General features: G+C 59.7%; 25 protein-coding genes and 2 tRNA genes. 12 read left to right on the top strand and 15 right to left on the bottom strand.

The genetic code is table 11. The annotated features are described in order from the left end of the window. Nucleotides 1–11: 11 nt before the first annotated feature. The 5 genes from BAC01S_RS08595 to BAC01S_RS30675 form a co-directional block, all read right to left on the bottom strand. A complete protein-coding gene (locus tag BAC01S_RS08595; RefSeq protein WP_027794397.1) occupies nt 12–1,238 on the bottom strand; it encodes a type II secretion system F family protein in 1,227 nt (408 codons plus the stop codon). Beyond that, nucleotides 1,235–2,557: a GspE/PulE family protein gene (locus BAC01S_RS08590; RefSeq protein WP_245616538.1), complete on the bottom strand. Its 1,323-nt coding sequence runs from the start codon at nt 2,555–2,557 to the stop codon at nt 1,235–1,237. Before BAC01S_RS08590 ends, BAC01S_RS08595 begins: the two co-directional genes overlap by 4 nt. A gap of 38 nt (nt 2,558–2,595) precedes the next feature. Continuing rightward, nucleotides 2,596–3,915 (bottom strand): HlyC/CorC family transporter, encoded by a 1,320-nt coding sequence (locus BAC01S_RS08585; RefSeq protein WP_027794395.1) that lies wholly within the window; start codon nt 3,913–3,915, stop codon nt 2,596–2,598. Nucleotides 3,916–4,113: 198 nt separating this feature from the next. Next, nucleotides 4,114–4,190, bottom strand: a tRNA-Pro gene (locus tag BAC01S_RS08580). Between the two features lie 401 nt (nt 4,191–4,591). Beyond that, nucleotides 4,592–4,777 (bottom strand): hypothetical protein, encoded by a 186-nt coding sequence (locus BAC01S_RS30675; RefSeq protein WP_043201605.1) that lies wholly within the window; start codon nt 4,775–4,777, stop codon nt 4,592–4,594. Nucleotides 4,778–5,149: 372 nt separating this feature from the next. Here BAC01S_RS30675 and BAC01S_RS35275 point away from each other — a divergent pair, with 372 nt between their 5' ends. Further along, nucleotides 5,150–6,010 (top strand): lysozyme inhibitor LprI family protein, encoded by an 861-nt coding sequence (locus BAC01S_RS35275; RefSeq protein ID WP_052408713.1) that lies wholly within the window; start codon nt 5,150–5,152, stop codon nt 6,008–6,010. 234 nt (nt 6,011–6,244) lie between these two features. Continuing rightward, entirely contained in the window at nt 6,245–6,568 is a 324-nt protein-coding gene (locus tag BAC01S_RS33715) for a hypothetical protein (RefSeq protein ID WP_156954349.1), read from the top strand. A gap of 248 nt (nt 6,569–6,816) precedes the next feature. Here BAC01S_RS33715 and BAC01S_RS08565 read toward each other — a convergent pair whose 3' ends face one another. Continuing rightward, nucleotides 6,817–7,263, bottom strand: a complete 447-nt coding sequence (locus BAC01S_RS08565) for a DUF6641 family protein (protein WP_027794394.1) — start codon at nt 7,261–7,263, stop codon at nt 6,817–6,819. A 113-nt stretch (nt 7,264–7,376) separates the two neighbouring features. On the opposite strand from BAC01S_RS08565, the gene BAC01S_RS08560 reads away from it, so the two are divergent. The 3 genes from BAC01S_RS08560 to BAC01S_RS08540 all read left to right on the top strand — a co-directional run bounded on the left by BAC01S_RS08560 (nt 7,377) and on the right by BAC01S_RS08540 (nt 12,469). Continuing rightward, nucleotides 7,377–7,871 carry a hypothetical protein gene (locus BAC01S_RS08560; RefSeq protein WP_027794393.1) on the top strand — a complete coding sequence of 165 codons (495 nt, stop codon included), beginning with the start codon at nt 7,377–7,379 and terminating at the stop codon, nt 7,869–7,871. A gap of 493 nt (nt 7,872–8,364) precedes the next feature. Then, entirely contained in the window at nt 8,365–8,931 is a 567-nt protein-coding gene (locus tag BAC01S_RS08555; RefSeq protein WP_027794392.1) for a tyrosine-type recombinase/integrase, read from the top strand. Between the two features lie 748 nt (nt 8,932–9,679). Continuing rightward, complete coding sequence (locus tag BAC01S_RS08540) at nt 9,680–12,469, top strand: tetratricopeptide repeat protein (RefSeq protein WP_245616537.1); 2,790 nt, start codon at nt 9,680–9,682, stop codon at nt 12,467–12,469. Nucleotides 12,470–12,825: 356 nt separating this feature from the next. Here BAC01S_RS08540 and BAC01S_RS08535 read toward each other — a convergent pair whose 3' ends face one another. Further along, on the bottom strand, nt 12,826–13,224 hold the full coding sequence (locus tag BAC01S_RS08535) for a helix-turn-helix domain-containing protein (protein ID WP_027794388.1): 399 nt from the start codon (nt 13,222–13,224) through the stop codon (nt 12,826–12,828). 211 nt (nt 13,225–13,435) lie between these two features. Here BAC01S_RS08535 and BAC01S_RS08530 point away from each other — a divergent pair, with 211 nt between their 5' ends. Then, nucleotides 13,436–13,876, top strand: a complete 441-nt coding sequence (locus BAC01S_RS08530) for a MarR family transcriptional regulator (protein ID WP_245616536.1) — start codon at nt 13,436–13,438, stop codon at nt 13,874–13,876. Between the two features lie 33 nt (nt 13,877–13,909). Here BAC01S_RS08530 and BAC01S_RS08525 read toward each other — a convergent pair whose 3' ends face one another. The 6 genes from BAC01S_RS08525 to BAC01S_RS08505 all read right to left on the bottom strand — a co-directional run bounded on the left by BAC01S_RS08525 (nt 13,910) and on the right by BAC01S_RS08505 (nt 18,814). After that, nucleotides 13,910–14,344 (bottom strand): hypothetical protein, encoded by a 435-nt coding sequence (locus BAC01S_RS08525; protein ID WP_027794386.1) that lies wholly within the window; start codon nt 14,342–14,344, stop codon nt 13,910–13,912. A gap of 125 nt (nt 14,345–14,469) precedes the next feature. After that, the gene (locus BAC01S_RS08520; RefSeq protein WP_027794385.1) at nt 14,470–15,330 is read right to left on the bottom strand and encodes a hypothetical protein; all 861 of its coding nucleotides are present in this window, start codon (nt 15,328–15,330) and stop codon (nt 14,470–14,472) included. 108 nt (nt 15,331–15,438) lie between these two features. Beyond that, complete coding sequence (locus tag BAC01S_RS08515) at nt 15,439–16,101, bottom strand: hypothetical protein (RefSeq protein WP_027794384.1); 663 nt, start codon at nt 16,099–16,101, stop codon at nt 15,439–15,441. A 177-nt stretch (nt 16,102–16,278) separates the two neighbouring features. After that, a complete protein-coding gene (locus BAC01S_RS30665; RefSeq protein WP_052408712.1) occupies nt 16,279–17,502 on the bottom strand; it encodes a hypothetical protein in 1,224 nt (407 codons plus the stop codon). A gap of 209 nt (nt 17,503–17,711) precedes the next feature. Further along, nucleotides 17,712–17,784: transfer RNA gene (locus BAC01S_RS34485), tRNA-Pro, on the bottom strand. A gap of 37 nt (nt 17,785–17,821) precedes the next feature. Next, entirely contained in the window at nt 17,822–18,814 is a 993-nt protein-coding gene (locus tag BAC01S_RS08505; RefSeq protein WP_027794383.1) for a polyprenyl synthetase family protein, read from the bottom strand. Between the two features lie 275 nt (nt 18,815–19,089). On the opposite strand from BAC01S_RS08505, the gene rplU reads away from it, so the two are divergent. The 4 genes from rplU (at nt 19,090) to proB (ending at nt 22,142) form a co-directional block, all read left to right on the top strand. Beyond that, nucleotides 19,090–19,401 (top strand): 50S ribosomal protein L21, encoded by a 312-nt coding sequence (gene rplU, locus BAC01S_RS08500; protein ID WP_004194344.1) that lies wholly within the window; start codon nt 19,090–19,092, stop codon nt 19,399–19,401. Between the two features lie 26 nt (nt 19,402–19,427). Next, nucleotides 19,428–19,691: a 50S ribosomal protein L27 gene (gene rpmA / locus BAC01S_RS08495; RefSeq protein ID WP_027794382.1), complete on the top strand. Its 264-nt coding sequence runs from the start codon at nt 19,428–19,430 to the stop codon at nt 19,689–19,691. 142 nt (nt 19,692–19,833) lie between these two features. Continuing rightward, on the top strand, nt 19,834–20,946 hold the full coding sequence (gene cgtA / locus BAC01S_RS08490; RefSeq protein ID WP_027794381.1) for an Obg family GTPase CgtA: 1,113 nt from the start codon (nt 19,834–19,836) through the stop codon (nt 20,944–20,946). Between the two features lie 77 nt (nt 20,947–21,023). Continuing rightward, nucleotides 21,024–22,142: a glutamate 5-kinase gene (gene proB, locus BAC01S_RS08485; protein ID WP_027794380.1), complete on the top strand. Its 1,119-nt coding sequence runs from the start codon at nt 21,024–21,026 to the stop codon at nt 22,140–22,142. A 95-nt stretch (nt 22,143–22,237) separates the two neighbouring features. Here proB and BAC01S_RS08480 read toward each other — a convergent pair whose 3' ends face one another. Both BAC01S_RS08480 and BAC01S_RS08475 read right to left on the bottom strand, forming a co-directional pair. After that, nucleotides 22,238–22,801 (bottom strand): CNP1-like family protein, encoded by a 564-nt coding sequence (locus tag BAC01S_RS08480; protein WP_027794379.1) that lies wholly within the window; start codon nt 22,799–22,801, stop codon nt 22,238–22,240. A gap of 131 nt (nt 22,802–22,932) precedes the next feature. Beyond that, nucleotides 22,933–23,580 carry an RNA pyrophosphohydrolase gene (locus tag BAC01S_RS08475; RefSeq protein ID WP_027794378.1) on the bottom strand — a complete coding sequence of 216 codons (648 nt, stop codon included), beginning with the start codon at nt 23,578–23,580 and terminating at the stop codon, nt 22,933–22,935. A gap of 239 nt (nt 23,581–23,819) precedes the next feature. Between BAC01S_RS08475 and BAC01S_RS08470 the strand changes: the two genes are divergently transcribed. Both BAC01S_RS08470 and BAC01S_RS08465 read left to right on the top strand, forming a co-directional pair. Continuing rightward, a complete protein-coding gene (locus BAC01S_RS08470) occupies nt 23,820–25,556 on the top strand; it encodes a proline--tRNA ligase (RefSeq protein WP_027794377.1) in 1,737 nt (578 codons plus the stop codon). 14 nt (nt 25,557–25,570) lie between these two features. Further along, nucleotides 25,571–26,170, top strand: a complete 600-nt coding sequence (locus BAC01S_RS08465; protein ID WP_027794376.1) for a MarC family protein — start codon at nt 25,571–25,573, stop codon at nt 26,168–26,170. Nucleotides 26,171–26,200: the final 30 nt, after the last annotated feature.

The following is a 26,200-nucleotide window of genomic DNA, read 5'->3' as shown; positions in this document are numbered from 1 at the left end:
TGGCAGCGATGCTACACCACGTTGCCCAGTTGAATGATGGGAAGATACATCGCCACCACGAGTCCGCCGACCAGCGCGCCGAGCACGACGATTACGAGCGGCTCGCACAGACTCGAAAGCAGGCCGATCTTTTCGTCGACCTGACGGTCGGCGAGCGAGGCGACGTCGAGCAGCATGGCGTCGAGTGCGCCGGACTCCTCTGCAACGGCCACGGGCTGGACGACGTCGGCGGGAAAGCAGCCCGTGGCGCGCATCGCGGAGGCAAGCCGCTCGCCGCGCCTCAAACGCGCGCTGATGCCCGCGCTCGCGTGATCGAAGAAGGCGTTGCCGCTGGCGTGGGCGAGCGAATCGAACGCGTCGGCGAGCGGCGTGCCCGCGGCGAGCAGGGTGCCGAGCGCGCGGCTCCAGCGCGCTGCGCACAGCGCCGTGAGCAGCGGGCCGGCGAACGGCAGCTTGAGGGCGGCGCGGCCAAAAGCGATACGCGCTTGCGCCGAGCGGCGCAGCACGGCGTGCGTCGCGGCAACGCCCGCCGCGATGCACGCCGCGACGGGCACGCTCCAGCGCGCCGCCGCGCCGGAGAGCATCAGGACGAACAACGTGGGCGCGGGCAGCGCAGCGCCGAAACCGTCGAAGATCTGCTTGAAGGTGGGCACGACCCAGACCAGCAACGCTGCCGTAATGGCCACGGCCAGCAAAAGGACGGCAACCGGATAGGTGAGGGCCGCGCGTACCTTCGAACGCTGCGCGGCGGCGCGCTCACGGTCGTCGGCGATGCGCCCGAGGACGGCGGCGAGTGTGCCGGAGGCCTCGCCAACCGCGACGAGCTGGCAGTAGAGCACGCCGAAGCGGGCAGGGTGGCGTGCGAGCGAATCGGAGAAGCGCATGCCGGCGGTGATATCGCGTGCGAGCGCCCCGGCGATACGCGGCATGCCGCCAGGGCCGGGCGATTGCGCGAGCAGTTCGAGCGACGGCGCGAGCGGCAGGCCAGCGCGCTGCAGGCTCGATAACTGGCGCGTGAAGCGCGTGACGTCGGCATGGCTCGCTCGCGGGCGCGGCGCGGCCCGCCGCTGCGCAAGTGCCGTGACGGCGATGCGTTCGCGTTTGAGCGCGTACCGGGCGGCGGCCACATCGACTGCGATCAGCGCGCCGCGCCGCGGCCTGCCCGAAGCATCGAAGCCTTGCCACGTGTAGCACCACTCGGCCGGCGGCTGGGCGTGACCCTCGCGCGCGGGCGTCATGGCGTATCTGTCGCGGCGAGCGCTTCGGCGAGGCTCGTCGTGCCGTCGCGCACGCGTGCGAGCGCGGCATCGCGCAGCGTCGCGACACCTTCCGCGCGCGCCTGTCGAGCGATGGCTCGCGCACCCTGCTTCGCGGCGATCAGGTCTCGCAGTCCCTCCGACACGGGCATCACCTCATGAATCCCGATGCGCCCGCGATACCCGATGCCGTGACACGCTTCGCAGCCGCGTGCTGTCCAGGTTTCCTCGTTGGCGTCCAGCCCGGCGGCGCGCAGCGTGGCGGCCGATTCGCGGGCGCTCGTGCGGCACTGAGCACAGAGCTTGCGCACGAGCCGCTGCGCCGTGACGAGCCTCACGGCACCGGCGAGGTTATAAGGCTCGACGCCGATATCGATCAGCCGCGCCGCGGCGGCGGGCGCGTCGTTGGTATGCAGGGTGGAAAGCACGAGGTGGCCCGTCTGCGCCGCCTTCACGGCAACGCTGGCGGTTTCCTCGTCGCGGATCTCGCCGATCATGATGACGTCCGGATCCTGGCGCAGCAGCGCGCGCAACGCGACCGCGAAGGTGAGTCCCGCTTTTTCGCGCACGTTGACCTGGTTGATGCCCGCGAGCTGGATTTCGGCGGGGTCTTCGACCGAGCACAGATTGCACGAATCGTTGTTGAGCTTCTGCAGGAAGCAGTAGAGCGAGAGCGTCTTGCCGCTGCCGGTCGGACCGGTGACGAGCACGAGGCCGTGCGGCGCGCCGATCGCCTCGGCAACCGCTTGCCGCTGCAGCTCGTCTAGCCCGAGCGCGGCCAGCGAGAGATTCGCGGGCAAGGCTTCGAGCCGGCGCAGCACGAGCTTCTCGCCGAAGAGCGTGGGGAGCGAATTCACGCGATAGTCCTCGGCGGCCTGTGCCGAACCGGGCGGCGCGAGCCGCAGCCGTCCATCGAGCGGAATGCGTCTTTCGGCAATGTCCATGCGCGCGAGCACCTTGACGCGTGTGATGAACGCGTCGCGCAAATGGGCGGGTGGCCGGGCCGCTTCATGCAGCACGCCGTCGATGCGCAGCCGGATACGCCAGCCGTGCTCGAGCGGCTCGACGTGGAGATCGGACGCATTGCGTCGTGCGGCTTCGCGCAGCGTGTCGGCGAGGAGTCGTACCGCGGGCGCGTCGTCGGCAGCGGCAAGCGATGCGGGGGCGTTCGGGCGAGCGATACCGCCACCGCCGGCCGTAGTTTGCGCGGACGAGCACGCACGGCGCGCCGCCTCACGGTAGGGAATGCGAAACATGGGGATCCGGCCGAAGCCGCCTTCATGGAGGACGGCTTCCATCATCGAGCGACGCGCGACTCGTGCGCCACTCGGCCGAACGGCTAACGGCCCGGCAAGAGCTTCTTTGCCTTCTGCAGCGTGCTGGCGCGCGGCTTCGCACCGGGCTTGAAGAGCTTCACGGTGCGCACGGACTGGTCGTCGCTGCGCAGCACTTCGAGCTTCACGTCGCCGATCTGCAGGCACACGTCGCCTTCGGGAATCTCCTCCAGCATTTCGAGGATGAGGCCGTTGAGCGTCTTCGGACCGTCGGTGGGCAGCGTGAGATGCAGCCAGCGGTTCAACTCGCGCAAGGGCATGCTGCCCGGCACGATGCACTCGCCATCCTCGTTCCAGCCGCCGCGGCCCGCGCCGCTGCGCGGCAGGGTCGTGGTGAACTCGCCGATCAGCTCCTCGATGATGTCTTCCGGCGTGACGAGGCCTTCCATCTCGCCATACTCGTTGACCACGAGCGCAACGCGGTGGCGGCCTTCCTGGAAGTACTGAAGCTGCTGGAAGACGGGCGTGCCGGTGGGCACGAAATACGGCTCGTCCAGCAGCTCGCGCAGCGTGTCGCGCTCCAGTTCCTGGTTGTGCAGCGCGGACAGCGTCTTGCGCACGTGCAGAACGCCCAGCACGCGGTCGATGTCGCCCTGATAGACGATCAGCCGGTTGTGATAGCAGGTTTCTAGCTGATGGAGGATGTCGTCGAGCGGCGCGTCGAAGTCGAGCGCCTCGATGCGCCGGCGCGGAATCATCACGTCGTCGACGGTGATGTTCTCCAGGTCGAACAGGTTCAGGAGGACGCTGCGGTGCTTGGTCGGCATGAAGCTGCCGGACTCGAGCACGATGGTGCGCAGCTCTTCGGTCGAGAGCCGCTGGCTGTGCGCGTTGGCCGTGTTGATGTGCAACAGACGCAGGACGCTGTTGGCGAACAGGTTCACGAACCAGACGACCGGCTTGGTCACGCGCATGAGCGGCGCGATCAGGAGGCTCGCGGGCAGGGCGATCTTCTCGGGGAAGGTCGCGCCGACGATCTTCGGCGTGATTTCCGCGAACACGATGATCAGGAACGCGACGATACCGGTCGCGACCGAGAGCACGAGGTTGTTATGACCGAAGGTGCGCAGCGCGATCGAGGTGGTGAGAACCGGGATGATCGTGTTGAAGAGGTTGTTACCGATCAGGATGACGGTAAGTAGCAGATCCGTGCGGCCCAGCAGATTCTGTGTGGTCTTCGCGCCGAGCGCGCCGTGGTTGGCAAGGTGTTTCAGCCGATGGCGGTTGAGCGCCATCATCGCCGTTTCGGAAATGGAGAAGAAGCTGGAGCAGATGAGCAGCACGAAGACGGCGCCGATCTGCGCCCATAACGGGAGGTGGTCCACGCGTCGCGAAAGTGAGAGAAACGGATGGGGAGACTATAGCAGAGGGACGTTTGCCAGCCGGTTGTGGCCGGGCTGTCGTGCCCCATCGTGCCCGTAGGGCGTGCTTGCTTGTTTGGCGCTTATTGGCAAAAAGCTTCCTGGCAAAAAACAGCAGGCGAAAAAAAACCGCGCAATGCTTGCGCGGTTTTTTCGAAATTCTGGTCGGGGTGAGAGGATTCGAACCTCCGGCCTCTACGTCCCGAACGTAGCGCTCTACCAGGCTAAGCTACACCCCGAATTTTTGCGTTGACAGCGTACACAGCAAGTTACGCCGCGTTTGTCATCAAGCAAGACCAGTATTGTAGCTAAGGCTGAACTTCTTGGCAAGAAGCTTGCCGGCAAAATTTGGAGATCGTGTGAGAGTCTGCGCCGATACTGCGGTGGCCGGCTCCGAACATCATCCGACTGAACCTTGTTGTATTTTTGTAGGAATTAACTGTACTACACTGCGTACTACAGTCAATGTGGCCCCAAAACCAAAGAAAACGCAGTGCAGCAGGCGTAGCCTGTGTACATCGTACACAGGAGAAATCACGAAAAACGCGGTTCTTCAACGATGAAGCCCTGTTCGACTTGCGTGCGAACAGGGCTTGCGCTTCGCTCAAATGTCGGTTCGACCGACATTTGCCGAACGCTGTCAGATCGGCTTGGAGTTGAGGTCGGAAAGCTGCTTGTCTATCTTCTGCTTTCGATGCATCAGGTCAGCACGTTTCGCTGCTGCGGTCTGACGCTTGGCAGCCTGCTGCTGCGCTTTGATGCGCTGTTGCTCAAGGTCGGCTACTTCGTGCAGACCAGATCGGGTCAGAATTTCGTGGTATCTCATGGTTGTTGTCTCCATCGTTGTCGCGGATATTTATGCGGCCGGAGACCGCGATTGACCCGAAGTGGCCTCTCAACTTTCTCATTAGCGGACGTTAGGGTGGATTTTAGCCGGAAGGTGGGGTTCGGTCTGGGAAGCGCGACAGCCCTCGTGGCAATAATAGGATGGGTGGCAATAAAGGCTACTCCACCTTTCATGAAATTGTGAGCGGCGCCACGTACTCCGGGAACTTCTCCTTGATAAGCAGAAAAGTGTGCGTTAGCAGATGCATCAAATGACGTAGGTTTTCCTCGACGTAAAGATTTCTACGCATGCGCCGTAATCACGTACTGTGAGGTTTCAAACAGGGAGTTGGCGGTGATATGGCACAAGGGAATGACGACAACACTGTTCGTCATGGTGGTACTCGGAAGTACCAGCGTTTCGGCTCGGGACCTGCAATGCGAGACTACCCAGCAAGCGGCGCGGCGTATCATCTGCGACCATGCCATCCTAAACAACGAGTACGACAGCATCTTCGCGCAGCAGCAATCGTTGCTGGCTTCGGGACGACTATCGAGCGAAGACCTTGTCGACTGGCAGCAGCAGCGTGATGCGTGCACGGATGTTCACTGTATTGATGAGGTCTTTTCCCAGTGGAAGGAACTCATGAAGTCTATGCAATCGGGGCAGTCCGAGTTGGCAAGGCAATCGTCGCACGAGTTAGCCACGAGCGGCGAAGCCGGCGCTAGTCAGGCCCAAGTAACATCCCTGCAGGCGACTCAGCCACCCCTGACTGTGGAGAGGTCCGCAGAACCTTTAATTTCGAACGCGGTTACGACACAAGGTGGTAGTGTAGGCGGTGGTCTTGTCATACTTGGTTTGATCATGTTGGGCCTGTTCAAGCTCTTTGCCGGTGGCAGGCGTTCGTCGAAGGGAGACAGAAGGCTGTCGAGGACGTCCAACGACATCTCAGCACGCACAAAATCTATAAAGCCACCGAGTGATCAGGTCTTAAAGGACGCGCGAGGCAACATTATTGGCCGAATCAGTCAGAAGAGGGATGGCCGACTGGAACTGGTGGATGACCGCCTAAGGCCAAGGGGCTACTATGATCCCAAGACCGACGAAACAAAAGATTCGCGCCTGCGGATTGTTGGGAAGGGAAATCTGCTCTCTGCACTCCTGATGGAGGATTACGAGTCAAGCCGGTCTGGCAGACAAAGCCTATATAGAGGTGGTGGTCTTCGGAGGTAAATTAGCACCCGAAATGTGGAGAAACCAAACTCCACAAATAGATGTATGTTGCAATAAATGGCGAGCATGGGCAGTCTTGCTACGCAACAAGGGCAACATGATTAAGCGATTTTAACGGGACAAGGCTTCATGGGTTTAGGTGCAGATACTGGCCGATCCTATCGGAATTCGACGACTGGAAATGCCGGTCTTAACTATGTTGCTTGGCAGCTTTCTCGACGCGGATGGCATGTCATGCCGACGGTTCGTAACATGCGAGGCTCAGACCTAATGGTGACGGATGCTGAAGAGAGCAGGTTTTTCGGTGTCCAGTCAAAGGCACTCAGCAAATACCATGCCGTCCCTCTAGGCAAGTCGCTCGAAGCACTATGTTCAGCGTGGTGGGTCGTCACAGTTAATGCCAATGAAGACCAGCCGGTCTGCTATGTGTTGACAAGGCAGGAAGTGCAGCAGATGGCAACGCGGGATGCGAATGGCGGCGCTTATTGGCTTAGCGTTGTATCCTACAAGCAGGCCAAATTCCACGAAGCATGGCTCCGCATTAGCGAATCCCTTTGAGACTTCGTGCCGTGGGAAACGTGGCCCTTGGCGAACTACCACACGAAGTTTAGTTTGCGGAGTCGTCCGTTCGTCTGCTTCGCAGAGTGAAAACGATTGTCGATAATCCTGCACGTTTGATCGTATAGCCGAAACTAGCCATTCTGCGACGTACAGGTGATGGGGATGCATGCCCGATGAGTGCACCGTTTGGGATGCGCAGTATCATCGCGTGATCGGAAGTCCGATTATCGGACTTCCGATGTATTTCACGTCTTGCCAACAAAGCCCGACCGCATCTGATTGCTTGCGCCTTCGATCTGCGCATCGAGTTCACCGGCGACGACTGCTGCCTTGAGCGTGTCGAGCGTCGGAATCAGATCCTTTAGCGTACCGACTTCGATAGCCTGTTTGCCCTTCGCGAGTTCCAGCGTCTTCGAGCCGTATTTCACGTGCATGTGAATGCGACCGTTTTCCGCAGTCCACCACCAAGCACGAACGCGCTTCTGCACCTCCACGTTACGGCGTTCGCCGGTTTCGGCATCCTTCACCGAACGGAACTTCGTCGGTGTAAACGACGTTCCGGCCTGTTGAGCCTTCGCAAGTTCTGTCTGTTCCCAAATTTGCGCGATCAGTCGGTTACGACGCTGTACGACCTGCGGCAATGCACCGGGGCGTTTTGCAGCGACGATTTTCAGATTTGCGATTGCGCTCATGTAGTTCTCCTATGTCGTTTCGATACAGAGGAGGATGTATTCGCCCATTGTTGAAATCAACAGAATTTCTCGGTTATATAGGTTTTTTTGTCCTGGCTGAGCTAAATACAGCTATGACAAACAATCAAAAACAAATTCAGCGGGAGACGCGCGATTGGCTGCTTGAGTACCAATGGTGCATGACGCATGCCGTTACGCTAACGATGAAGCAGTATCGTGAAATCACGAACGACAAGGGCATGACTACGCAGACACTGACCGAAGACGAAGCACGAAAGAACTTCCGACACTTCATGAACAGACTGAATCGCAGCATGTTCGGAAATTCGACTCGACGCCTGTACGTCATTCCCGTTTTGGAGGGCAAGGCGACCGGTAAGAATCTGCACTATCACTGCGCCTTCGGAAATTTCCGAGAGGAGATGAGCCAAGAGGAAATCGCCGCTGCGATTCATAAAGCATGGTACAAGACCGCGTTCGGAAATAACGAAATTAAGATCAAACCTGTATGCACTGAAGGCTGGATCGACTACATCACCAAAGAAGTCGGTTTGGGCAGCGCCGACAACGTGGATGTCGGGAACATGCACATTCCCGACGAAGAATAGAAGTAAGCAAGCTTTCCGCTGAACTGCCCAGGCTGCGTCGCTAACGAAATCGTTCCGCAGCTTTCAGCACGAAAAGAGCCTTGTAAAGTAGCTCTTTAATGATTTACTACGGTTATAGATTTCGATGAAGAACTGCATGTGAACAATACGACGAACAAGGAACGGATAGAGCATGCGATAGGAAATAACCAGATACACATCACATCCGTTCCTCTCCTAGTTCCCCCCTTACTTCCGCTTCCACTGCAACGGCGCTCCGTGCAAGGAAATTTGTCTGGGCAACCGACAATTTCGACGGCAGCGCGCACATCACTTGTCGGTTAGCCGACATCTCATGTCGGCAGCAGGTCGAAATAAAAGGTTTTTGCTAAAACCTTTAATTTTCGCGTAAGTGCTTGTTTCCTCTGACACCTGCGTGGTGTCATTCCTTTGTTGATCCGTATAACTAAAGAATACATCCTCTGGCTATGGACTTTCTTTGTTCAGGGGGAAAATGAAGCAGGCCAAGACATTCACCGAAAAGGAACTAAAGCAGGTACTGACCTACGTCTCGTTGCGGCGGCATGTGCTGCGTAATCGAGCGATGGTGCTGCTGACGCATTGGGCTGGTATGCGTGTTGGCGAAGTCGCCGCGTTGCTTGTGAGGGATGTGCTCGACGCAGATGGTTCGATCAAGTCAGAAATTCGACTTGCTCCAGAGCAGACCAAAGGGCGACACGCCCGTACCGTGTTCGTGGGACAGAAGTTACGGCGCGAGCTCGCCGCGTATGTCGCGAGCTTGAAGAATTCGAGACCTGAGCAACCGCTGTTCTATACACAGAAGCGGGCGGGGTTCACGGCCAATACGCTCTGTCAGTACTTCCACTGGCTCTACAGGGAAGCAGGCATTCAAGGCGCGAGCAGCCATTCCGGCCGGCGCTCGTTCATCACCAATCTGGCAAGCAAAGGCGTCGGCGTGCGAGTGTTGATGTCGCTAGCAGGACATCGAGATATTTCGACGACGCAGCGATACATCGACGTCAACGACGACATGCAGCGCAAAGCTGTGGACCTCGTGTGATGAGCCGCGCTAATCCTGCTCAGATAGAAGCACGTCGCCGGTTTGCGCTCGCGTTCAGGCATGAGAGCAGGCCGGAACTAACGCACGTACTCGGCAACGGTTGGTCGCTCGGACAGGACATGCACAGGCTGACCGATCAGCAGTATTTCGAGAAAGCAGTCCAGCTATTCAATCGGCGCATTGGTCTAGCGAGGTTTGCGCCGTCGGATAAAGGAGACCTGTTCAGAATAGCAGGCGTTTAATCAACTGATGGAGAAATCACACATGGCAAGCTGCGCAGGTCGCATTCCCAATCAGGCAGGGCAACACTCGGCCAATATCTATCGGTGCACCAAATGCGGCGCTGTCGGATGCCGCGATCATCGCTGTACGAACCGCAATTGGAGCGGCAACGACGGTTGCTTGCGTTGCGGTAGTCACGGCACGATGAAACTCGTGCCGTAAAAGGGGGAGGCAAATTCCTGCAGGCAACTCTTCGGCACAGTGCGACCCTCTTCCGCCACGCGTTTCTGGTAACGCGCTATGTCCCCTTCAAAGGTACAGCGGTCGATCACGTGTGTTTCCATCGCTGGCAGATCGTCGGCTCTCTCCCACTCCCACGGATCCGCCGTAACCTCGACCACAAGATACTTGCAGCCGGTCGCAAATGTCGCGAGATCTCGTTGCGCAGATAGGCTGCGCCGCCTACATGCCGGTGCGAATGGGCCAGTTGTTTCACAGGGCGATGACCCGGTGTACTGACCTTATAATGGCGTTCTGGTGGCATGTAAATCGCGTCCGTGCAAACGGACCAGAAACGGGACTGCGGGGGATCAAATTGAACGGCGACGGTCAGTTACGCATTCAATGCGCGATGGTGATATACGAATTCGAACGTAGTCTCGGCCGCTATATTCTCGAATCAAACACGAACATCTCCACCGGCCCGGTAGGGAGGGAAATACTGAGCAGAATAGGTCGCTCGATCGTCGGCGATCTGCAGGAGACGTGTTCGATAATTATCGAGAACAGCTACTTTGCAGAAGTTCTGCAGCTTGCGCTCGAAGTAGCGGAGGGCTCGTCGGAGGCCGCACACGCTAAGCGACTGATGGCGCTTTGCAATGCTCTTGAGGTGTTCGACATCCGCAATGCGGTCAGCCATCCCAACAGGCCGTTCCCGCATTGCTACTGGTACCGCTGCTGCGCTTTAGCCAGTGACCCCGCGATTGACTCGCTGCACCTGTATGATGTCTCGGCGGCGCTGGCAAGCGCGATCGCCGGCGACCTCAAGGAGCCGCCCGATGAATGGTTGAACCAGCCGCGATGGTGTGTTCCCACGAATTTGCCCACCGAGTTCGAACACTCGTCCACGGGCTTGATCGGGCGCAATCGGGATGTCGCAAGATTTCAAAAGGAACTGCGGAATGCTCGGTCACCTCTTGTCTCGATTGTAGCGAGAGGCGGTATCGGGAAGACGAGTTTAGCACTGCAGGTCCTAGCCGATTTTTGCGTTTCGCCGGAGGCGCCGCAGCTAACCGATGGCGTACTCTTTATCTCGCTCAAACAGGAAAAGCTGACCGAGCGTGGCATCGAGACGCTCAACGCGCCGCAGACGATTGCAGGCGTCCGTGACCATCTCACCGCCTCTTTGAACGCCATGTTCGGTTGGGACTGGCCCGACTTTCCTGCCGCGCTGAGGGCTTGCGACGACAGACGGATATGGCTATTTGTTGACAACCTCGAAACTCTGCTGCGCGATGAGCCGCTCGTCTTTGACGGCCTCATGGATGAGTTGCCGCAAAACTGGAAGGTGATCGTCACAAGTCGGGTGCCGCTCGACGGGGCGAAAAACATCCCATTGCCATCCCTCGATGATGGCGGAGCGATGGCGCTTGCGCGTGCCTACCTAGCAGCGAAAGGCACGGCGCCCCTCGACGCTGTGACACTCCAGCGCATCATCGATACCTGCCACAGCAACCCACTGGCGATACGCCTAACGGTGGACTACTACGTCGCAGGCCGAGACATCAACGAGAGCTTGGAATCGTCACAGGTCGATGTTACAGAGTTTTCCTTTTCGAATTTGCTCGAAACTCTATCCCCGGCAGCAAACGAAGTACTTGAAGCGCTATTCGTACTGGAGCAGCCGTCCCGAGGTCGCCTCTGCGAAGCGTTGAACTTGGACGTCGACACTATTTCAGCGGCAATCGCCAGCCTTGGTAAGACTTCCCTGATTACGCGGGAAACAACAGATGCGGGCGAGGTTTATGCGTTGGGCACGTCAATCCGGGAGTTGTTGCGTGTGCAACCCAGAAATCTCAAAGTGCGGGCCTCGCTGCTTGATTGGCAGCGAAAGAGCGAGGCAGCCGTCGCCTCCGCGCTCAAATTGCAGGCCGAGCGCGGGCTTTCACCGCTCGATCCATTTTTCATCCCTGAAGGTACACCGGCCTCGGCGATTGCGCTTTCGAGACAGGTCGCAGGCGCATGCGCTGCCGAGAGCCCTTTGCCATGCGCACCGCTTCTGACGCGCGTGCGGCAGCAGATCGACAACCAAGGCGGTTCCGCATTTCTGTATCGCTTGCAGGCCAAGTTGCTCTTGAGGTTGAATGATCCGAGGGACGCAGAGTCTGCATTGCGGTTTGCAATCCAGCAGGATAGTGCCGATCCTGCTGCCAAGCTCATGCTTGCTGCACTGGCAATGCGTGCAAACAACCACGATGAGGCGGAGACCCTATGTCAGGAGCTAATCGACGCAGGATGGGGTAATGTGTCAGAAGATGCGGAGCATGCCGTCCTGCGGCTGTGGAGCATCTATCTGTCCGCACTAAACTTCCAGGAAAAGCTGGGAACCGTTTACTCGCTGACCCAGGATTGGAAGGTGTCTGGACCATTAATGGCGACACACGGTGCAGCACGTGTGTCGGCATATCGCCGACAGGCTGATCTTGAATTCCGGCGAGGTGTTGCTGGGCACGGTCGTGTATGGAAGCTAATTGGCCATGGCATTGACGCGGCAGCGTTCTTGCTAAAGCGATACGGCATGTCCCGCACACTTGCGCACGAGCTACGAAAACTGTGCGGCGATATCGCTTTCTATCTCCGCAAGCCCGACCTCGGAAGGCCTTCTGACCCACAGGCTGACTCAATCCACCGCCTTATTGATGACTATTTGCCCGAACTGCAACGCGCCGGTGCTGACGAATCGGACCTTCGACTGGTCGCGGGAACGTTGGGTATCGCGCTGCCGCCGAAAATCGGTATCGCCGAGATCGCGCCAGCCGTCGGAGAGTCGCTCCAAGGGGTGACCGAAACGCTCAAGGATGAGGGCTATACGCTTGTTTGCGTCAGCAACGTGCCCGCTGCCGATGGGTTTCCAAGTTATGTGTTCGCAAAGGACGACGATGGCCAGTCGTATTTCCTGCATTCATCCGCCTTCGAGAACCGGAACACACACCGGTGGACACATATTGGAGCTGGTACACGACTGGCCATCAAGCATGAGGCTGACACAAATGGCCGTCGCTCGCGACGCGCGACGGCCATTATGTATCTCGGTTAAGTGTGTCAGCGGACTCGCCCTTGGCACCTAGCGGCGAGGCGGCTGACGTGGTACGCCCACCGCGATTTCACTCGCGGCTGCGTTTTGGCAGAAACCTGCCGGCCGCGAAATAGCGCACGCCCCAGTGAGCGCCCGCGTTAAACGTAGAGATCGGTTTCAGGGCAGCCCACGGCAAACACTTCGCCAGATGTGCACCGGTCAGCCTCCGAACAAGGGGCCGGTGCAAGTGCAGAGCAGACGCTTGAAAGGTCGTGCGATAACGCATACGAACGACGCTTCATGGCCGGAACTCGGTTCCTTGCTACGGTGCGAGGTTGGGCGCCGGCCCCTGATTGTTTTCGCATCCGGTCCGACTCCTACTTACGTCGATTATTCTTGGTGCGGTGCTTCACCTTGAGCATGTCGGCGAACTGCTGGACGAAATTCACGACGAGCAAACGTTCGTCGGCGCCCAGTCCCTCTAGCGCGTCGGCGATCATGGCCATCTGGTCGTCCGGCCGCTTCGAACCACGCTGCAATAGCTGGTCTACCGAGCAGTCCAGCGCATCGCTTAGTTGTTGAAGGCGATGTAACGTCGGTACACGCGTTCCACGTTCCCAGCGACTGACCGCTTCCTGTTCCAGATCGATCATTTCTGCAAGCTTGGCTTGGGTCAGTCCGCGTGCACGTCGTTGTTCAGCAATGGCGGTCCCGACGCGGGCAGCTAGCAGCGCGTCGTGTGCGTCGTCGGTTGTGGGGGCGGAACGAGTGCTCATAGGACGATATGGTCGACTTCATTCCAGATACGATGAACACCCTAATAGGAATATTTAATTCCAAAACGGTTGAATTTTTGAGGGTGTTTTCGTATCGTACAGGGATTGCGTGAGTGGTCGGGGCACAGGTGAAAGCCGCTCGGCGGATTTTATTTCGAAAAATCAATAGCCTATGACTACGAGTGATTCACTTTTCCGATTCCATACGTTCATGTCGGTCTACGAGAGCTGCCGCGCATCGGCGCTCGGCCAAGCATTGCAGATGACGCCGATGGCCGCGCGAGCCTTGGGCCTGATCCGGACATTTCCCGGCATGACCCTTCACGAGTTGAGCTGCATCCTTGGCGGAAGTCAGGGCCAAATCATTGGCGCCGTATTTGACCTGCAACATCTCCGCTACATCGAGATAGCGGAGGAGGGTAACGACAATCGACAACGGGTGTTGAAGCCGAGCCGGGAGCGACTGTTCGGATTCGAGGGATATGACAAACTGGTATTCAATCTGGCCGCGGAAGCCGGAGTTACCGAGCGGTTGGCAACCCTGCTACCTGTGTATCAGGACGTGCTGACGAAAGCGCTTGAGGAACTGCAAGGCGATGCGCAGAACGTCCAGTATCAGGCCCAGCGGCGGATATTGGCGCGGGTCGTGTGAGCCGTGCCGAGCACCATTGAATAATTGACAACGCTACCGTTTGGGTGGCTTCGCTACCATCGCGGATAGGGCGTCCATGAAGATCGCCTGCAGGGCCGGAAGCGTCTTTTCCAGAGCATCGGACAGGCCGATATCACGGCCGAGTCGTTCCAGCTTGGCGCGGTACAGTCGGGCAGCTTCGCACCGTGCATCGACGGCCACTAGGAAGTATTCTCCGTTGCGGCTTTTTGTCGATTCGATGACTCGGGCTAGCCCCTGTTCCTGCAAGTCGAACGCAGCACCGATTGCCTGTCCCCGACTGCAACCGAGCAGCAGATGCAGTTTATCAAGGGAGATTTCGCCGGTGGACAGTGCGATATCGAGCGCTTTCGCCGCGAACACCGACGTACCGAGCGATTTTGCAAGGGCGGTAGCGTACCGCCCTTGATACAGCGACATGAAATTATGAAAACGCGTGATCGCGAACATTTAACCCCTTGCTACGCTTAATATCGGAACGGCATCAAGTGCAATGCCGATGTAAAAGAGGGTAGCGAAGGGCTACTGGGCCATCAAGAAACATTTTGACAAAAACGTCGCGTCAACAGACAATTTTAAGAAGGATTGTTGGTTCGCATCGCATTAAGATCAAGTTTGCGAATCTGGAATTTCCCGTCTTTCCGAGGGTACACAACGATAGGTACGGAATTTTCAGGCTCCCAAATAAGCCAACTTCCAAACAAGGTGTGCATCTCATCCTTTTCGAGAACTGTCATATCTCGAACATGTCCAGAGTGGTTTAGATCATTGAATAGCTTGATAAATCGATCGGTTCCAACATTCTTGCTGATTTTCTTTTTTAACTTACCATTGCTGGAATTTGCAACCTTGCGCTCTGCGGAGATGGCACGACGAATTTCATCAAGTCCTTTCTCTGCAAGCACCCATGCCGCAAATGTCTGTTCCGTCTGGCCTGCGTCGTTGGCGCGCTGGAGGATGAGTGCATCGGAGGACGCTTGTCGCCGCTCTTCTCCGCGGTAAATTCGCGAAATCAAATGGTATTCTGTCGTATTCTTTCGCTTTTTTTTGAACGGCTCGTTCATTGCTTTCTCATACAGGGTGGCGTAGATTTTGTCTTGAAGCAAGATGCTGTCGATTTTGAAAAATTTCTGACGAATCCCAAGACATTTCGCAAGCTCGTCAATTGCAGATTGCTGAATTTTTCCGTGAAATCCGTCGATCTTTTTTCTAATCGACTCGCCGCGCTTCTTGAGATCGTCCAGCTCTGCTTTGAGAAGAGGGATTACCACATTTTCATCGTGTGACTCCAGCTTGTTCGAGCTGAATTCGAAGCCAACCGATTGCTTATTTTTCTCGAGAGCCTTTTTGAGCTTGGACTTCTCAATCGGAAATTCTTTTGCGGCGCTCGTATCGAGTTCCTGCGTGTTGGTTTCGGTTGCGTTGATATTTTCCATGACATACTCCTTATAAGGTTTCGGAATCGTCGATTAGCTAATCGACGAAACGAACTTTATTTCGGAGCGGGATTTAAAAATAGATTGCTCGCCCGCTGACATACTGCGTCAGCCCGCAGAAGTTCCCTGTTTGCGAGCAAACGTCATCCCCTCAAGCCATGCCGTGATGGTTTTTTCTGCCTGCGCTTCGGACATGTTGACGCCCGTCTTGCGTGATTCGGCAATGACCCGATCCTTGATCGACAGCGCGGCGTTGCGTTTGCTCTTGTAGTTGCCAGCGGCGGCAAGTTCCCGAGCCAGTTTCCGGAGCGGCCCATATCGCTTTTCATCGCCTTCGGATGAATTTTTCCTTGCTCGGGCGGAGATAGTGCGGACTAGCGCCGGTTCCAGGGCAAATATGCCTTCCGCATAACCCAGCAGGTAGTGTGCATTGGCGATATGAGACCACCCTTCGCTTTCCCGGCCTTCATTGTGCGCGTTTCGTGCTTCCTGTACGTAGGCGCACGCGTGGCAGATTGCTCGCATGTAAATGACGAACGATTGCTCGGAGTGATTCTTGAACACCCGAACTTCGATTTGCGTCGGGCTTTCGGCCGATGACTGCGCTATGGGCATGAGGACTTCCCTTAAGAAGTCGTCTGCTGAGTGGTCTGGGTTTATCACAACATAGAGCCGAAATGCGGCCTTGGTGATCGCGTCAGACGCCGCACTGATCGAATCAAAGATCGGGAAAGGCTCGCCGAATTTGCGAGTGAGTACGATGTCAGTCATGGGTACGGAAAAACGTCGCAGAAAGACTAGTGTTGTGCCGCCACGTTAATTTAACGGCGTTTTGGCTTGCTGCTTGAGCGTGAGGCAGCACAAGTATCGAGCGGGCCAGCAAAACGCATGGCGGCTCGTTTGGCCAACCGCAGGGGGAACGTCTGTTGCCACGACAATTTTATGCGGTCAGCGCAGTTCGGATCGAGTCTTGCGCCGACGCTGCGACTGGATCGCGCCGATGTTCATTTCGCCGACTAGCTCGCTGGCGTAGAAACGCTCAATCATTTCGACAGACGTGCGGGCATTGCGGGCAAGCGTCAGCATGTCGATTCCGTCGCCATACAGCAGTCGGTACATGATGGACGTATGCCGCAAGCTGTAGATCGTGCGCTTTTCGCCACGCAGGCCGGTTTTCAGGTCGAGCGCATCGAGCAGGAAATTGAACTGCTGTTCGAGTCGACGCAGCGCGGTCGCCCGATTCTTGAACTGAGGCAGGAAAACGTAGTCGGCCGGTCCGGCCAGCCCTTCCGCACGATGAATGGCCGTCAGCCGTTCATAAGCATCGACGGCTCTCCGTAACGTGACGATCGGCTTGTTGTGTTTTTTGCTTTCCGGCAGCGTCAGTCGCAGATAAGTATGGCTGTTTCGGATGATTTCGACATGCCGGTGCTGCATGGTTTTCAGGTCGGTAGGGCGGATGAAGCCGTTGACCATAAACGCGATCATGTAGAGCAGATCATCCGTGAACTGGACGCGCCGAACGTCCACATCCTTGCCCGATTTCGGTTCAATGACCTGTCTGGTTCCAAGCAGGGAGCGAGCTTTCGACCACAGCCAGCGATATTCGCGGACGGTGAACCAGCCGCGCGGTTCTTCGCGCTTCTTGATTTTTGGGAAATTGGGAATGCCGGTCAGCAATCGATGATTTGCTGCGTAATCGAGCGTTTTGCGAACGATGCCGAGATGCCGCTGTATTGCGGACGCAGATAGATCGGATAGCGCGGTAACGAACCGCTCAAGCACTTCGTAGGTGACTTCGCTGACATCCAGCTCACGCATGAACGGAAGCACGCGGTTATTGAGCATGTAGATGTCGTTCTGATGCGACTGCGCGGAAATCTCTTTGCGAAGCACGCGGCCCGCTTGCGCTTCCAGCATGCCGGCTGCGCAGACGCCGAAGCGGCTGCGGCCGGTGTTATCGACATCGCCGAATTTGCTGTAGAGGATCTGTTCGTAGAGGTCTTTGGCGAACCGGTGCGCAATGCGCTTGTCTGTTGCGCCGGTGCTACGCTTGATGGTCTTGCGGCCGTCGAAGAATCGCACTTGCCAGAATGGGCTGGCTGCCATGCGGTAAATCTTGAGCTTGTCTGGATAGCCCGGTACGGATTCGAGCGTGCCTGGAATCGGCACGGTACGGGTTGCTTTGGATGGAAGAAGGGAAATCGTTGGCTGTTCTATTGGTATTGGCATAGAGAGCCGCAACCCATACAGCGCAAACAGAGAATCGAAAGCACAGAAAAGCCGCAGAGCAAAATCAAAAGATCGTATGCACCAGTCTAGTGCAATACTGACCTGAGATCAAAGCTCAGCAACTCATTGATTTTAAAGGGGTTTTTAATTCGGGGTGAGAGGATTTGTGGACCGTGTAAACAGTCCCGAACGTAGCGCTCTACCAGGCTAAGCTACACCCCGAATTTGCTGCTGGACTCTTCAACATGCCGCGTCTTAATCAAGACTGGCGCGTCGTCGAGTAAGAACATAATTCTAGCAGGCTCTCTTTGTAAATGGAAGAGGGGAAGGCCGAAATTGCGTCGGCGGCGGCCTGCGCCTCGGTCCTTGCGCATTCCAGCGTGTGATCGAGCGCGCCCGAGCGCGTGATCGCCGCGAAGATTTCGTCGAAGCGCGTCGTGCCGCCCTGTTCGATCGCCTCGCGCGCGAGCGCCGCTTCCGCCGCCGTGCCGTGCTCGATCAGCCAGATGAGCGGCAGCGTGGGCTTGCCTTCGCGCAGGTCGTCGCCGGCGTTCTTGCCCATCGCCTCGGCCGTGCCTGCGTAATCGAGCCAGTCGTCCATGAGCTGGAATGCCGTGCCGATGCGCCGGCCGAACTCGGCGGCCGCTTCTTCCGTTCGCGCATCCGACCCCGAAAGCACTGCGCCAAGCTGTGCCGCCGCCTCGAACAGCTTGGCCGTCTTGTAGCGGATCACCTGCATGTAGCGCGACACGTCCACGTCGGCGTCATGCATGTTCAGGAGCTGGAGCACCTCGCCTTCGGAGATGATCGTGGTCGCCTGGGAAAGAATCTCCATCACGCGCATCTTGCCCACGCCCACCATCATTTCGAACGAGCGCGAGTACAGGTAGTCGCCCACGAGCACGCTCGCGGCGTTGCCGAAGAGCGCATTGGCCGTCTGCCGGCCGCGCCGCAGGTCGGATTCGTCCACCACGTCGTCATGCAGCAGCGTCGCCGTATGGATGAATTCCACGACGGCGGCGAGTTCGTGACGATGCGTGCCGCGGTCGCCCAGCGCCCCCGCGACGAGCAGCAGCAGCGCCGGGCGCAGGCGCTTGCCCCCCGCACCGATGATGTACTCGGAGATCTGGTTGATCAGCATCACCTCGGACGCCAGGCTTTGCCGGATGACGCGGTTGACCTGCTCCATGTCAGCGGCAATCGGGGCGAGCAGGGCAGCGGCGCTGGGGGTGTGGGTGGCGGTGGACGACATGATGGCGAATAGGGGTAGTGCCGCGGATTATAAGGCGAATCGCGCAAACGCCGGACCCTGAGACGTCTCCAGATTGGCCTTCGGTCCAGGGGCGGGACTCGGGAAACGCCCGCCAGGCGGCGCTTTCGACGCTCCGCACGGGATGTGCCGCCGTGCGCGTGGCGGCAGGCCGAGATGGATGTCAAGGAGTTTTGACCGCGCCGCTAACTCTATGTATAATCTAAGGTTTCCAGCGCGCAGTGTGTCTGGAAAGTATTCTCAGAGTGAGGTTCTCAATGTACGCGGTCATAAAAACCGGCGGCAAGCAGTACAAGGTTGCCGTTGGCGAAAAACTCAAAGTAGAACAGATACCGGCTGACATTGACGCAGAAATCACGCTCGACCAGGTTCTCGCAGTGGGCGAAGGCGAATCGATTCAGTTCGGTACGCCGCTGGTCAGTGGGGCTTCCGTCAAGGCCACCGTTGTCTCGCACGGTCGTCACGCCAAAGTGACCATCTTCAAGATGCGTCGCCGGAAGCACTACCAGAAGCATGGCGGCCACCGCCAGAACTACACCGAACTGCGCATCGACGCGATCAACGCGTAAGCGCACGCAGGTAAAGGAGCAAACAAATGGCACACAAAAAGGCAGGCGGTTCCTCGCGTAACGGCCGCGATTCCGAGTCGAAACGACTGGGCGTCAAGGTGTTCGGTGGCCAGGCGATCCTCGCCGGCGGCATCATCGTTCGCCAGCGCGGCACGCGCATGCACCCGGGCCTGAACGTCGGCATCGGCAAGGACCACACGCTCTACGCGCTGGTCGATGGCCACGTCTCGTTCACCACCAAGGGCGCGGCGAACAAGCACACGGTCAACGTCGTCCCGGCAGCGGCCTAAGTACTGGCCCGTTCGCAATCGACGCAAGGAAGGCCCCGCGAAGTTTGCGGGGCCTTTTGCTTATGGGGCGTGTCCGTTCGGCCAGGTTGGCCCGGAGGCCGGCGCGCGGCAAAATAACGACATCCACGGGACGGAGTAACGCATGAAGTTCATTGACGAAGCGAAGATCGAAGTCATCGCCGGCGATGGGGGCGATGGCAGCGCGTCGATGCGGCGCGAGAAGTTCGTCCCGTTCGGCGGGCCGGACGGCGGCGACGGCGGGCGTGGCGGCAGCGTCTACGTGATCGCGGACCGCAATATCAATACGCTGATCGACTACCGCTATACGAAGAAGCACCAGGCGCGCAACGGCGAAAACGGCCGCGGCTCGGACTGCTACGGCAAGGGCGGCGACGACATCACGCTGCGCATGCCGGTGGGCACGGCCATCTCGGATCTCGAAACGGGCGAGCTGATCGCCGACCTCACCGAGCACGACCAGCGCGTGGTCGTCGCAACGGGTGGGGCGGGCGGCCTCGGCAACCTGCATTTCAAGTCGTCCACGAACCGCGCGCCGCGCCAGAAAACCGACGGCAAGCCCGGCGAGCGCCGCATGCTCAAGCTCGAGCTGAAGGTGCTGGCCGACGTCGGCCTGCTCGGCATGCCGAACGCGGGCAAGTCCACGTTCATCTCGGCGGTTTCGAACGCCAGGCCCAAGATCGCCGACTACCCGTTCACGACGCTCGCGCCGAACCTGGGCGTGGTGCGCGTGGGGCCGAGCAAGAGCTTCGTGATTGCCGACATTCCGGGCCTGATCGAAGGCGCGGCGGAAGGCGCGGGGCTCGGCCATCAGTTCCTGCGCCACCTGCAGCGCACGAATCTGCTGCTGCATCTGGTCGATCTCGCACCGTTCGACGAGTCGGTCGATCCGGTGACCGAGGCGAAGGCCATCGTCGAGGAACTGCGCAAGTACGACGAGACGCTCTATCAAAAGCCGCGCTGGCTCGTTCTGAACAAGCTCGACATGGTGCCCGAAGACCAGCGCGCCGCGCGAGTCGCCGACTTCGTGAAGCGCTTCGAGTGGGACGGTCCGGTCTTCGAGATTTCGGCGCTCACGGGCCAGGGCTGCGAAAACCTGTGCTACGCGGTGTACGACTACGTCGCGGCCCACTCGGACGCGCGCCGCGCGGCCGAGGCGGAAGATCTCGCGTCCGACGTGCGTTTCCGCGACGCGCCGGACGACGGGGGCGTGCAGCCGCAGGCATCGCAGGAATAACCCATCTTCGCCCTCTCCGGCGCGCATGGCGCGCCGGCAGCTTTACGCGTCATCAGCCATTTGGGAGACCGCGCAGCATGCGTTCCGTCATCGCCGATTCCCGGCGTCTGGTAGTGAAAGTCGGTTCGAGCCTTGTCACCAATGATGGCCGCGGGCTCGATCATGCGGCGATCGGCCGTTGGGCCTCGCAGATCGCGGCGCTGCGCGAGCGGGGCTTCGAGGTCGTGCTCGTCAGCTCGGGCGCTATCGCCGAGGGCATGCAACGGCTTGGCTGGAGCAAGCGCCCGCGCGAGATCGACGAATTGCAGGCGGCCGCGGCGGTCGGCCAGATGGGACTTGCGCAGGTGTACGAAAGCAGCTTCGCCGGGCACGGCATTCGTACCGCGCAGATCCTGCTCACCCATGCCGACCTCGCCGATCGCGAACGTTACCTGAACGCGCGCTCGACGCTGCTCACGCTGCTGCGTCTCGGAGTCGTGCCCATCATCAACGAGAACGACACGGTCGTTACCGACGAAATCAAGTTCGGCGACAACGACACGCTCGGCGCGCTCGTCGCGAACCTCATCGAAGGCGATGCGCTCGTGATTCTCACCGACCAGAGCGGGCTTTACACGGCGGATCCGCGCAAGGATCCGGCCGCCACGCTGGTCCGCGAGGCCGACGCCGGCAAGTCCGAACTCGAGGCGATGGCGGGCGGCGCGGGGTCGAGCCTCGGTCGCGGCGGCATGCTCACCAAGATCCTCGCGGCCAAGCGCGCGGCGCATAGCGGCGCGAACACGGTGATCGCGAGCGGCCGGGAGGCCGACGTGCTCGTGCGACTCGCCTCGGGCGAGGCGATCGGCACGCAGCTCATCGCCCGCACGGCCCGCATGGCGGCCCGCAAGCAATGGATGGCCGACCATCTGCAGGTGCGCGGCCATGTGGTGATCGACGACGGCGCCGTGCAAAAACTCACCGCGGACGGCAAGAGCCTGCTGCCGATCGGTGTAGTCGGCGTGCAGGGTGCGTTCGCGCGCGGCGAGGTCATTGCGTGCCTGAACAGCACGGGCGTGGAGGTGGCGCGCGGGCTCACGAACTACAGCAGCGCGGAAACGAAGCTGATCCAGCGTCATCCGAGCGGCGAGATTGAGGGCGTGCTCGGCTACATGCTGGAACCGGAGCTGATTCATCGCGACAATCTCGTGCTGGTCTGATCTGCACCCGCATCCCTGGCGGAAATACGGGCGACAAAAAAGCTGCCCCGGCATCGAGCCGGGGCAGCTTTTTTTATGGTGTTCCAGGCCGGGTGTCAGTGGATCAGCGACGCCTGCGTGCGGCCGTAGCGCAGGTTGTCGACGATGACCTGAGCCTTTGCCACCGGCATCTTGTTCGCGCAGAAATAGTCCTGATAGAGCGAGGCACGATACGCGTTCAGCGAGCCGTTCTCGATACGCGACCAGTCGTTCGCAACGGTCTGGTCCCACGCGTTGTGGTCGGCATCGAGGCTCGCGTACAGGCGCCACTCGTACGTGTCGCAACGTATGCCCTCGTAGTTCACGTTGCGCGCGCCGCTCGGGCTCGTGATGACGACCGTGTAGCGCACGACGCCGTCGGAGCCGACCGTCAGCGAAGCCGGATCGATCGCGAACTTGAGCGACGTATCGTTCGAGACGTCAAACGGCAGCAGCTTTGTGCCGGCTTGCGGCATCGGCGGCAGCCCTTCGAGCGCGTTTTCTTTCCAGCTGCCCTGGCGGTCGAACAGGTAGACAAACGCGCTGTCGTCCTTGTTGGTGGGGCCGGAACTGCTGCAGGCGGTCAGCAGGACACTACTTGCGGCCGCGGCGCACACCACGGCAAGAGCCAATCGTTTCAAATTGATTTTCCTTCGAAGCAACGGCCCGGCCTTGAAGCGCAGCGCCGCAAATACGAACGGCGGCGCAAACCGTGGGTTCGCGTCGCCGGTTCTCGCCGCGGGTTCCCCCCCGGCACGCCGTCGTGACGGGCTTACTCGTGCTCGCCCGGCGCAGGCACGATCATACTCCCGCCGTCGCCCCCACAGCCGCTTTCCAGCGCCGGGGCTGCCTGCACGGCATCGGCATGCGCCGACGTGACGATGCGCGGGTAGCGGACCTCGTGAGCATGCATGCCGCGCTCGTGGCGTTCCTGGCGCGGCGCGGCGGCGCGCCGCAGGAAGCGCGACAACTCGGTCAACGCGAGCTGATAGACGTCGCGCTTGAACTCGATGACCGCTTCAAGCGGCACCCAGTACTCGTTCCAGCGCCACGCATCGAACTCGGGATGCTCCGTTGCCCGCAGGCAGATATCGCAGTCGCGCCCGACCATGCGCAGCAGAAACCAGATCTGTTTCTGACCGCGATAATGGCCGCGCACTTCGCGCTTGATGAACTTGTCCGGCACCTCATAACGCAACCAGTCGCGCGTGCGACCGACAATCTTGACGTGCTCAGGAAGCAGCCCGGTTTCTTCTTGCAACTCCCGATACATTGCCTGCAAAGGGGTCTCACCATACTTGATGCCCCCTTGCGGAAACTGCCAGGAATGTTCGCGAACCCGCTTGCCCCAAAACACCTCGTTGTGCGCGTTCAAGAGGATGATGCCGACGTTCGGGCGAAAGCCTTCACGATCCAGCATACAACCACCTTCGAATCCTTTAAAATTGCTTTGATTATAAACAGATAACGGTCCTCACGCACCCGGCGGCCGGAAGATTGGCGCGATTTGCCGCGAGCGCGCAAGCAGCGTTCGTCGCAAGGCCGGCTGGCGTCATCGGTGCGGTGCATGGGGCGTTGTCATAATGTCGGGTCTGTGAACTCCATCGTTGGACTCTTTCGGGCGGCCTCTCACCGGGCCGCCGCCTTTGGATAATCTGAATGAAAGCCTCCCGTTTCTTTATCGGCACCCTGAAGGAAGCGCCGGCTGACGCCGAAATCGTCAGCCACAAGTTGATGGTCCGCGCGGGCATGATCCGCCGCGTCGCGGGCGGCATCTACAACTATCTGCCGATCGGCCTGCGCTCGATCCGCAAGGTCGAGCAGATCGTGCGCGAGGAAATGAACCGTGCGGGCGCGATCGAGCTCCTGATGCCGGCCGTGCAGCCGGCCGAGCTGTGGCAGGAATCGGGACGCTGGGAAAAATACGGGCCGGAACTGCTGCGCTTCAAGGACCGCAAGCAGAGCGATTTCGTGATGGGTCCGACGCACGAGGAAGTCGTGACCGACATCGCGCGCAACCAGATCAAGAGCTACCGTCAGCTGCCGGTGAACTTCTACCAGGTGCAGACGAAGTTCCGCGACGAAATCCGTCCCCGTTTCGGCGTGATGCGCGGCCGCGAGTTCATCATGAAGGACGCGTACTCGTTCGATAAGGACATCGAAGGCCTCAAGGGCTCGTACCAAAAGATGTACGACGCCTATGTGCGCATCTTCACGCGTCTCGGCCTGCAGTTCCGCGCGGTCGCGGCCGACAACGGCTCGATCGGCGGCAGCGGCTCGCACGAATTTCACGTGATCGCCGAGACGGGCGAGGACGATATCGCCTACTGCCCGACTTCGGACTTCGCGGCCAACGTCGAAGCAGCCGATGCGCTGCCGCTCATCGCCACGCGCGGCCCGGCTACCGAAGCCCTCACGAAGACCGCGACGCCGGGCGCGGCGAAGTGCGAGGCCGTGGCGGCTCTGCTCGGCATTCCGCTCGAGCGCACCATCAAGTCGATCATTCTGGCGACCGACAACGAAGGCGCCGAGCCCACGATCTGGCTGCTGATGCTGCGCGGCGACCACGACCTGAACGAGATCAAGGTGGCGAAGCTCGAAGGCCTCGCCAATTTCCGCTTCGCGACCGAAGCCGAGATTGTCGAATGGTTCGGCACGCCGCCGGGCTACCTCGGGCCGCTCAACACGAAGAAGCCCGTCAAGGTGATCGCGGACCGTACGGTCGCGAACATGAGCGACTTCGTAGTGGGTTCGAACGAGGTGGACTTCCACACGACGGGCGTGAACTGGGGCCGCGACCTGCCGGAGCCGGTCGTCGCCGACATCCGCAACGTGAAAAAGGGCAATCCCTCGCCGGACGGCAAGGGCGTGCTCGACATCTGCCGCGGCATCGAAGTGGGCCACGTGTTCCAGCTCGGCACCAAGTACTCCGATGCAATGGGCGCGACCTTCCTCGCCGAGAACGGCAAGCCCGCGCCGATGCAGATGGGCTGCTACGGCATTGGCATCACGCGTATCCTGGGCGCCGCGATCGAACAGAACTTCGATGAGAAGGGCATCATCTGGCCGGAATCGATCGCGCCGTTCGAGGTGGTGCTCTGCCCGATGGGCATGGACCGCAGCGAGCTCGTGCGCGAGCACGCCGAACGCATCTACGACGAGCTCGTGAAGGCCGGCGTGGACGTGATCCTCGACGACCGCGGCGAGCGTCCGGGCGTGATGTTCGCCGACTGGGAGCTGATCGGCGTGCCGCATCGTCTCGTGATCGGCGAGCGAGGCCTCAAGGAAGGCAAGATCGAGTACCAGGGCCGCCGCGACGCCGAGCCGACGTTGTTGCCGGCCGAAGAGGCCGCGCAGGCGGTGGTGCAGAAGGTCCGCGCGGCGCTCGCGCGCTAGGCGGCCAGGAAGCGATGGAATACAGCTTCCTTTCCGCGACCGTCCTGCTCCTCCTCATCACCGATCCGCTCGGCAACATTCCGCTCTTCATCGGGTGTCTGCGCCACGTGGAGCGGTCGCGCCGGGCGATCGTGATCCTGCGGGAAGTGGCGATCGCGTTCGGAATCCTGCTCATCTTCATGGTGGCCGGCAACGGTTTCCTGCGGATGATGGGGCTCACGGACACGTCGCTGCGCATCGGCGGCGGCATCGTGCTGTTCCTGATCGCGCTGCGCATGATCTTCCCGCATCCGGGCGGACCGTTCGGCGGCGGCGACAAGGACGGCGAGCCGCTCATCGTGCCGCTCGCCATTCCGGCGCTGGCGGGGCCTTCCGCGCTTGCCACGGTCATGCTGCTCACCTCGCAGGCGCCGGGCAAACTGGTCGAATGGATCGGCGCGCTCACCGTGACGATGGTGGTCTGTGCGGCCGTGCTGGTGCTGGCCGAGCGCATCCAGCAATGGCTTGGCGAGCGCGTGGTGACGGCGTTCGAGCGGCTGATGGGTCTCGTGCTCGTGGCGATCTCCGTGGAGATGATCCTCGCGGGCATCAGCAACTTCGTGCATCACCTCTGAGTTCGTTGCCTCCACGGCACGTACAAACAG

Origin of the sequence: Paraburkholderia acidipaludis NBRC 101816, assembly GCF_000684975.1 — a bacterium.
Taxonomy (GTDB): Bacteria; Pseudomonadota; Gammaproteobacteria; order Burkholderiales; family Burkholderiaceae; genus Paraburkholderia; species Paraburkholderia acidipaludis.
The sequence above is the reverse complement of the archived record's forward strand: the minus strand, read 5'-3'. Positions and strand labels throughout refer to the sequence as shown.

Bases quoted from the DNA above. Each gene is read 5' to 3' on its own strand.
- BAC01S_RS08595 (WP_027794397.1), bottom strand. From the start codon at position 1,238: ATGACGCCCGCGCGCGAGGGTCACGCCCAGCCGCCGGCCGAGTGGTGC.
- BAC01S_RS08590 (WP_245616538.1), bottom strand. From the start codon at position 2,557: ATGATGGAAGCCGTCCTCCATGAAGGCGGCTTCGGCCGGATCCCCATG.
- BAC01S_RS30675 (WP_043201605.1), bottom strand. From the start codon at position 4,777: ATGAGATACCACGAAATTCTGACCCGATCTGGTCTGCACGAAGTAGCC.
- BAC01S_RS35275 (WP_052408713.1), top strand. From the start codon at position 5,150: ATGACGACAACACTGTTCGTCATGGTGGTACTCGGAAGTACCAGCGTT.
- BAC01S_RS33715 (WP_156954349.1), top strand. From the start codon at position 6,245: ATGCCGACGGTTCGTAACATGCGAGGCTCAGACCTAATGGTGACGGAT.
- BAC01S_RS08565 (WP_027794394.1), bottom strand. From the start codon at position 7,263: ATGAGCGCAATCGCAAATCTGAAAATCGTCGCTGCAAAACGCCCCGGT.
- BAC01S_RS08560 (WP_027794393.1), top strand. From the start codon at position 7,377: ATGACAAACAATCAAAAACAAATTCAGCGGGAGACGCGCGATTGGCTG.
- BAC01S_RS08555 (WP_027794392.1), top strand. From the start codon at position 8,365: ATGAAGCAGGCCAAGACATTCACCGAAAAGGAACTAAAGCAGGTACTG.
- BAC01S_RS08540 (WP_245616537.1), top strand. From the start codon at position 9,680: ATGGCGTTCTGGTGGCATGTAAATCGCGTCCGTGCAAACGGACCAGAA.
- BAC01S_RS08535 (WP_027794388.1), bottom strand. From the start codon at position 13,224: ATGAGCACTCGTTCCGCCCCCACAACCGACGACGCACACGACGCGCTG.
- BAC01S_RS08530 (WP_245616536.1), top strand. From the start codon at position 13,436: ATGTCGGTCTACGAGAGCTGCCGCGCATCGGCGCTCGGCCAAGCATTG.
- BAC01S_RS08525 (WP_027794386.1), bottom strand. From the start codon at position 14,344: ATGTTCGCGATCACGCGTTTTCATAATTTCATGTCGCTGTATCAAGGG.
- BAC01S_RS08520 (WP_027794385.1), bottom strand. From the start codon at position 15,330: ATGGAAAATATCAACGCAACCGAAACCAACACGCAGGAACTCGATACG.
- BAC01S_RS08515 (WP_027794384.1), bottom strand. From the start codon at position 16,101: ATGACTGACATCGTACTCACTCGCAAATTCGGCGAGCCTTTCCCGATC.
- BAC01S_RS08505 (WP_027794383.1), bottom strand. From the start codon at position 18,814: ATGTCGTCCACCGCCACCCACACCCCCAGCGCCGCTGCCCTGCTCGCC.
- rplU (WP_004194344.1), top strand. From the start codon at position 19,090: ATGTACGCGGTCATAAAAACCGGCGGCAAGCAGTACAAGGTTGCCGTT.
- rpmA (WP_027794382.1), top strand. From the start codon at position 19,428: ATGGCACACAAAAAGGCAGGCGGTTCCTCGCGTAACGGCCGCGATTCC.
- cgtA (WP_027794381.1), top strand. From the start codon at position 19,834: ATGAAGTTCATTGACGAAGCGAAGATCGAAGTCATCGCCGGCGATGGG.
- proB (WP_027794380.1), top strand. From the start codon at position 21,024: ATGCGTTCCGTCATCGCCGATTCCCGGCGTCTGGTAGTGAAAGTCGGT.
- BAC01S_RS08475 (WP_027794378.1), bottom strand. From the start codon at position 23,580: ATGCTGGATCGTGAAGGCTTTCGCCCGAACGTCGGCATCATCCTCTTG.
- BAC01S_RS08470 (WP_027794377.1), top strand. From the start codon at position 23,820: ATGAAAGCCTCCCGTTTCTTTATCGGCACCCTGAAGGAAGCGCCGGCT.
- BAC01S_RS08465 (WP_027794376.1), top strand. From the start codon at position 25,571: ATGGAATACAGCTTCCTTTCCGCGACCGTCCTGCTCCTCCTCATCACC.